The sequence below is a fragment of the Thiomicrospira microaerophila genome, from assembly GCF_000934765.1.
GTDB lineage: Bacteria > Pseudomonadota > Gammaproteobacteria > Thiomicrospirales > Thiomicrospiraceae > Thiomicrospira > Thiomicrospira microaerophila.
Genome location: NZ_JYNN01000074.1, coordinates 1 through 8,411 on the forward strand (window position 1 = coordinate 1; position 8,411 = coordinate 8,411).

Here is an 8,411-nt window from a genome sequence, read left to right on the forward strand (position 1 = left end):
ATTGATCTTGTTCTGCACGGGCATACAACCGTTAAAGCGCCCAAGGTTATAGGTAATCGAATATACATTGACACCGGTTTTGCAACCGGTGAACATACCATTATGAGTGCGCAAGAAGTAATGGCTTTGTTGGCCCAAAATCAGCGCAAGGTAGATTAGTTTCAGTATACTTGACTGATTACATAAAGCCCTATCGTTATGAGAATACCTCGCTATGGGTTATTTGTTTGTCTTGCTGAATGACTCAAAGCGAGTAGCAATGCGGCTACAAGAGTGATCTCTCCAGGTGTGAGTAAAAGCAAACCATAATGTCCCGTGAAGGGCAGGAGACCAAAAGAGGGCATAATTGCAAATAGCTGACTCACCAGCAACAAAAGCCAACCTCCGACCAAGAGTGGTTTAATCGTTGGGTTTGCAGAACGAATTTGAAGAAAAAGTAGTGCAAGAAAAATAATAATGATGAGAACAATACTCGCCATTGTGACATTGCCAAGCCATAAACTTAAGTGAGGTAGGGTAGACCAGTCAAGTTCTAGTCGGGTCGTTGCGCTGTTAATAAGGTGAAGTTTTTCTGTTCCCCATAAACCCGCTTGTTCAAAAGCACTTTGTGTTTGATGTAACGTAAAACCGTGTCCTTCTGGGTCGGTTTGAGCGCTATGATTGAAATCAACCAACCTCTTCCAGATTGGGATACTGGATAGAGCGTAGAGCAATCCAGCAGGAATAGAGAGCCCAGCAGATAAGGGTAACCAAATTTTCATCTTGTTTTTAGATTGAAGTCCAAAATAAAAAGCCAACACGATTAAGATGACCAAAGAAAATAAGTCCCGTTGCATAAATCCGGCCATTGCATATAAACCAATACCGAGCATTGCCATTAGAATACTTATAGGTTTAACGTGTGTTTGTTGGGAGAAAATCGTTAAAAAAACCAGCATAGGTATCATTGACCAAAGGCTAGCACGCAGTGAAAAATAATCGTTACCAAATGTGCGCGTTACACCAAGTTCATGCTGTCCAAAAAACAGAACAAGTGAGTTGATAATGATGGCCGCCACTAACCACGGCCAAGGCGAGCTTTGAAGTAGGCGCGCCATAATGGGTTGCAAAAAATGAGTTTTATTGATAGCCACTAATGCTATTAATGCCAAGGTGAGTAAAGCCCAGGGCGCCACCCAATGTGCGCTATTAATATGTTGTAACAGCAAAATCCCTAAGAGCGTTCCAGCGGCGGCTAGAAAAGAAAGCATCCAGAATTGCCAAGCATTTTGGTGAACAGGGTTCATGTGGTTAATGTCCTTTTTTCTTGTTAAGTGAGAGCAATAATTAATAAGTGTTGAGTATACGAGATTGTCCAGTCCTTGACAAACAAGCTTGCATGGGAGCGATGAAAAATACTGGCAAGAACTCATCAAATAAATCCCAGCATCACACGATCAAAAACTATCGGCCATAAAACCGCACCACACACCTCAAAACCCTTGTATTTCTGGGGTTCTTGCCCGTTTTGTTATAATTTTTATACAAAAATATTCTGTATCACACTGATATGCTTACAAATTTTAAGTAAATTATTTTTGCATATTTATATAATTGTGTTTAGAATTATTATTTAATGCAAATAGATTAAATCGTATCGTAACGAATGCTGAGCGCTACAGCCACAAAAAAAGGTAGATGAAAATGTCGATATTTAAAAACTCAAACAATACACCAAGTGTATTACTCAGCATGAAAATAAAACCTTTTGTAACAAAATGTCACCCCTTCCTGTTAGCAGGAACTTTAACTTTCTCTTCATTCGCTGCATTCGCATCTACACCAGAGCTTGATAACTTTTCTATTCCATACAGTATTCTGGCGTGGTTCGAAGCGAAGAAAAACGATACTGATGAATTTCGAAAGGATTATTTTAAAGTTATCGATGATTATTTCATGAAATTTGCGAACGACCATGAAGCTAATTATACGGGTGCTTTCACACCACGAGATAGCTATAAAGATTCAGCACCACATGAAGGTGATGCCTTTTTCTACGACAAATTTCTTGTCCGTAATGTGTTACCTAGGCTAGCATGCGACAATTATGCACATTATCTTCGAACTACCATGCTCGAAAAGTACTCTGGGGACGAAGATACTAGACAAAAAATGCTGGAATTAACTGCGGAAATGGACAAAATAATTAATGATTCTCTAATCGAAAAAACGTTAGCAGAGGCTATTGGAGATATTTTAAGAGAAGCAAACAATACCGAGTCCTTTGTTACCGATGAGTTAATAGAATTAATTGAACAAAAACTTGAAGATACTTTTAATAATAGTGGAGTTGAAATTTCAGTAGATGCCATCAAGAAAAACTTAAGTAAGGCATTACGCGAATATCTAATGAATGGAGATCTTAAAAGCGCTTTAAAAGAACTCACAAAAGGTAGATTTAAAGCACTTCTCGAAACATCGATTTATGGTGCAGTACAATCAACAAAACTTCTAGTCCTTTTACCAAATATGATTGAACTCTACAGGAATACAAAAGCACAAGAAGTTTATTTTAAAGAAATGGAGTTATTGTCGCAGTATGTTCGTGAAGATTGCATGGATGTTAATGCACTCTATAAAGGTAACGCTGAGTATGGCATGGTATCTACCTTTAAACATCAAGCAATACCTGAAAAATATTATGATGACATATATATGTATGGAATTTTTGGCAAAAGGGAGTTTGATAAAAATATGTTTGGTGTGGCAAAGGGTGTTAAGCATGAGCACTCTTATAAATTAGAATTTAAACCTAATCTTAGCTGCACTAAAAATTGTTCATCACTTAATCGCATGTATGATGTGTCTATACCTGGTGGACATCTTAGTTCATTAAGACAGCAAGTAGATGAATTACCCGATGATTACATACTTTATAAAATCATGCCTAGTCCTCAAACAGATCTGGTTGAAGGTTCTAATTTCAGCACCCTTAAAAATCAATATATTTATTTGTATGTACCTGGTCATTTACGAAATATAAGTCAGCAAGAATACTATATTTATGAAGAAATTTACAATTCGTTGGGGCATTTGCTCAATCTAGGTTCTTCAGCATTTAGACAAGAGATAACCATTGCTGAAGCGGCTGATTATGCAAAACAGATTTTTAAAGAAGATACAAAAAAGGTTGACTATATTAATCAATGGGAATCCTACTGGAAAGAGAATGAGTTATATAACGAAGAGGACTATTTGAATATTGAGATTGTTTCTAGTCTTATTGGCGTTCTTCAAAATAATAAAAAACCTAAATATGCAGAAAGTGATAAATACCTTATCAAAAAGATTGAAAACCACGAAAACTTATTTTTAGCTTCATCGGTAGTAGATGGTGAACCATTAAAAAAAACTGATGGTACATTAGTCTGGTCCGCCAGACAAAATAATAATGAATGGGTGCTAATGGAATTAATAAATGAAAAACACGATGGTAGTGTAATTTTAGGCATGGATTTTCTTCACAATAAAAAGAATAAAAAATCTATGCCATTTATTAATGACTACGTAAGTAGTCAGGATGTTATTAAAGGTCGGCATGATATTGGTGACAGAATAAAGAAATGGACATTAAAGCCTAATTCTGATAACAAAATTATTCTAGATGGTTCTAAGACGATTAATAGAATTAAACTTTTATATATATTACATATTGTATCTATGTGAGATATTTAGAAGATAAACATCTCACAGACCTCAATTTCTGAAGCATTTATCTCTCCATATCCGACTCTAGATAATTGTACGGGGTGAAAAGCTAATCGACTGGTCAGCTTGTGACGTCTTAATGGTAAATATCCATAGTAACCAAATGGAACGACATGAAAATGAGGTAAAAAAGTTCATCTGGCGCTTTCGATTGCACCCTTTGAGTATTAAAGTTATATAAAAATCCATTTAGAAAGCATTTAGCATTTAAACATGCTTAATTAGGAGATCAATACATGAAACTGGAAAACTTAACATTAAAAATAAAACTAATCAATCCAGCCTTTTTAATAATGATGAATGCTTGCGCTATCATATTGATCTTCGCCCTGTTTGTTCCTTCTACTGCAAAAGCGGCGCCTACGGTAAGCGAACTCATACCAAATCAAAACTCGAAGCTAAGTACATTAATTTCTTCAACAGACTCTACAATCACTCGAGCTGAAGCTGCTGTATTGCTTGACACAATCCTTGTGGCTACAGATGAACAATTTAATGTTGATATATCAGATGTTAACCTTCCCTTTTCTGATGTTAGCTCAACAAGTGATTATGCAGCTTCACTTGCTAGGTTGGCTAGTTTTGTAGGTACAGTCGATAGCGAGCCAGTCTTTACTCGTACTAGAGAGGTATTTAACCCTTTAATGCCGATAACAAGACAAGAGTTTTTAAAAATTGTACTGCAGGGCTTTGATTTGCCATACTTGAATGCACCAAATCAAAACATAAGTAATTTTCAAGATCTGTCCTTTGTTGCTGACTGGGCTCTAAATTATTTTAAATTTGCAGTAAAGAATGAAATCATCATAGGTAACAATGGTTTTTTGTACCCACGTAATTCGATTACAGTATTTGAAGCAAAAGAAATTCTTAATCGAACTTTAAAGTACATCAATGGTAATTATGTGCATGGCAATCTTGAAGGTTTCATGTTAGCAGAGATACCTATGTTTGCAAACACAACGCTTGCGTATGTAGATGGCGGCATGGCTACTAGTTCATCAGTTAAACTAGATGGCATAACTGTTGATAATATTCAGTCTGGAAAATCAACGTTACGTATTTCAGCTTTAACGACTGTACTGGATTCAGTGAGTAATTTGACCTTAGATTTCGCATGGGAGAGTGCTTATGGTGTCTTCATTAAAGTGAACGATGCCGGTAGTGTCGTTGATTTTTATCCAACCTCGACCTCTTATAATAAGCCAGTCCATATAAATGTAATGGTCAGTGATGGATTAGGTGGGTTTGATGCAATATCTGCCCCCATATCATCAAGTGCATTGGAGCCAATATTTAATCATTTTAAAAATGAACGGTTAGATGTAGAGGCATCTGATGCTCAAGTTACTGCATCTATTAATACTACGATAGTTCGATCGAATAATAAATTGTTGCTCAACCTTGAAGCAACAATGGGACGGTTAGGTTTAAACTATGGCTCTGAACGTGTTGTTGTTCGGCTAGAACATAATAATAAGCTAATAAAATATCTATACTCCGGTCCAGCTGAAGATATTTCTTTATATATAGGTGATTACCCTGAATTATATGGTAAAGAACTACAGTTAAAGGTTTTAGTATTATTCAATGGTCAATTGAATGAACAATTGATAAATTTTTATTACTATCCTAGATATGTGTTGCATGGTCGAGTAATTAGTGATGATGGTTCAGCTATCGATCAAGTATCAATAAATGGTGATTTGGTTAATACCTTTAGGAATGGGCGATTTATATATCAAGCTGAATCCACTGAAGATGAACTGACATTGTCTATCAATTATGGTGGTGTTGATCAGTATGTTGTCCTAAATTATGCAAATCCAAGTTCTCATATAATCGTCAGGCCATTATATATTGATGAGAAAGATTTAAATTCAAACGCGGAACCAATTGAATGGTCTGAAGAAGATGTCGCCAGCGCGATCAATTTTGCAACAGCCATATCTGTCCCGTATTACGACAAGCCGTTTAGTTATGCCCATGATGGCAATGACCGCTATTTTAAGTTTGATCTTAATGAAGGCGATGGCATTACGATTGACTTAGGCGCACAATTGAATGCAGGTAGTATGAACATGTCTGTCTACAGACCGGATAATCAATCCATTCATAACTATATTCATCGAGCCACCTCTATCGTCAATAATAAAAGTAGCGCTATTTCATTTAAAGCGACGGTAACTGGGACTTATACCATTATAGTTAGCGGCGCATCAGGCACCGCTACATTAGGGTTGTATCGTGCTTTTTATAATGCAGGTGTGACTGATTCCACTCGGGACTACAATGCCACATTTACAACAGCATACTATTTGCAGTCAGGCGCCTATACACGAACCAATGCTGATTTAGGTGATTTTTATAGGTTTGAAGCGCGCAAAGGTGATGAGCTAACAATCAACCTAGCGGCAAGCGTGGACTCAGGAAGTATGAATATGTCTGTCCACGGACCGGATAATCAATCAATTCATAACTATATTCATCGAGCCACTTCTATCGGCAATAATCAAAATAAAACCGTATCGTTTACAGCTAACCAGGATGCTACCTATTATTTATTGGTTTTTGGTGCCGCTGGATCTTATCAAATCAACGCGCAAGGTCTGCGGGGAGTAATAATCCCCACTAAGCCAAGTGATCCATCATTGGGTTATAACTTCAACCAAGGTGAATGGCAACTTAACGAACAACAAACCGAGTGGGTTTGGAGCGCCTACCCAACACCAAGCTCACCAACCCAACCCCCACCAGGCTACAACACCAACCAAGGCGAATGGGTATTCAACCATGACCAATTTGCATGGGAGTGGATCATCAACCCAGTTCCGGTATTCGATTTGCATGCCTCGGCAAATACAGGCGGTTCAATTTTACCTTTGAGCTTGTCAGTAGAACAGGGCGAACAAGCTACATTTACTCTAAGCGCTGAAGAGGGGTATACATTAACAGCCGTGTCTGGATGTAATGGCCAGTTGAATGCAAATGTTTATACTGTAAACAATGTAACTGAGTCCTGTAGCATTCAGGCTGTGTTTGCCCAAAATCAAACAGATCTTGAAAAGCAACAAGTTATCGTACCTGCTCAAATTCAAGGGGCGGCGGGTAGTGAAATTTTGATACCTGTTAGCTATACAAATTCTACTAATAATAGTTCTTTAGCTGGTTTAGGCCTTCGTATCCACTATGATGAAACTAAGCTTGCATTCATAGGATTTGAGGATGTTTATGATAGCTCTCGTATTGGTCAGGATTTTGGTGGTGTTATCGATCAGAGTGATTATGACCTTGATCCAAAAACAACCCATTATCTGAATGTGTCTTGGGCGGCGGCTTCTGCAAACTGGCCGAACCAAGCTCTACCACTTGCACTTTACAAAGCTCGGTTCAAGTTACTTGATGACCTCTCAGAGGGAACGGAAACGCAAATACGTTTTAGCGCTTCTGAAACAGCTATCGGGTATACATTTGAACCCAATGCCACACGAGTTTTAGTGGTTCCCAATCTACTCACGCTTGATGTTGATGGAGATGGACAGGTTCGAGCACTGACCGATGGATTAATTGTTCTGCGTTATCTATTTGGGTTTAGAGATGAGGCATTAACACAGGGGTTAATTGGTCAAAACGCGCAGCGTACAAGCCCTCAGGAGATCGCAAGTCACATTGACGATTTAATACCTCATCTAGATATAGATCAGGATGGGCAGGTGCGTGCACTAACCGATGGGTTAATCGTATTGCGCTATCTATTTGGGTTTAGAGATGACGCACTCACTGATAGCTTGCTTGGCACAGCTGCACAGTGTAAAACTAGCCAGTGTGTTGAAGATTCGATTAATAAATTATTGCCTTAAGACGAGTGGTAATTCGTCTTTCATACTCTAATGCAATAACGGAGAAATTAGCGTGATAAAACAAAACTTACACCCAAAAATGAAAACACTTGTGTCGTTTATAAGCTTAACCTTTGCATCATCCCTATTTGCAGATACGACGTTACAACAGGTTATAACACCTGTAGGCGGCAATGAAGTTATCCTTACTCAACCCTTGGATATAGAGCTCAACTACAGCACGACCGATGACAACAATACACTGAGTGGATTAGGATTAAGACTACACTATAATTCTAACCTCGTAGATGTAGAGGTTATCGATAGATTAAATAATGGCTTAGTCATGTCAGCCACCATGAACGATACGGCCGATACAGATAACGATGCCACTACTGATAAGTTTGTATTGTTCGGCTGGGTAGATCTTTATGGTAACTGGCCAAATCAAGATTTACCTACTGGTCTTATTACTGTGCGCCTAACACCAAAAGAAGGTGCCGAAGCCGCAACGAATATTAATTTTAGCGCATCTGATACAGCAATAGGTTACCAACTCAACGCACTACCAATTAACATATCATTTAGTGACAACCGAGTCATCCCTGAAACGCCTAGTGAACCTGCAGAAGGTTTCAACTTTAACCAAGGCGAATGGACGTTTAACAACGAGGCGTTCACTTGGCAGTGGTCTGCGTTTACGCAACCTGAACAACCTACTACCCCAGCAGAAGGTTTCAACTTTAACCAAGGTGAATGGACGTTTAACAACGAGGCGTTCGCATGGCAGTGGTCTGCCTTTACGCAGCCTACAGAACCTACTAC

4 protein-coding genes are annotated in these 8,411 nt (G+C 38.3%); 3 read left to right on the forward strand and 1 reads right to left on the reverse strand.

Features of this window, described 5'->3' with window-relative positions:
* Positions 1-212: 212 nt before the first annotated feature.
* Positions 213-1,412, reverse strand: a complete 1,200-nt coding sequence (locus tag NA59_RS12230; RefSeq protein WP_157792634.1) for a hypothetical protein — start codon at positions 1,410-1,412, stop codon at positions 213-215.
* Between the two features lie 271 nt (positions 1,413-1,683).
* Between NA59_RS12230 and NA59_RS12235 the strand changes: the two genes are divergently transcribed.
* From NA59_RS12235 to NA59_RS12245, 3 genes are all read left to right on the forward strand, one after another.
* Entirely contained in the window at positions 1,684-3,705 is a 2,022-nt protein-coding gene (locus NA59_RS12235) for a hypothetical protein (protein ID WP_044413247.1), read from the forward strand.
* A gap of 278 nt (positions 3,706-3,983) precedes the next feature.
* Positions 3,984-7,607 (forward strand): PPC domain-containing protein, encoded by a 3,624-nt coding sequence (locus NA59_RS12240; RefSeq protein WP_044413250.1) that lies wholly within the window; start codon positions 3,984-3,986, stop codon positions 7,605-7,607.
* Between the two features lie 52 nt (positions 7,608-7,659).
* Positions 7,660-8,411, forward strand: a 752-nt coding sequence (locus NA59_RS12245; RefSeq protein WP_044413252.1) for a hypothetical protein, incomplete at its 3' end; no start/stop codon positions are given.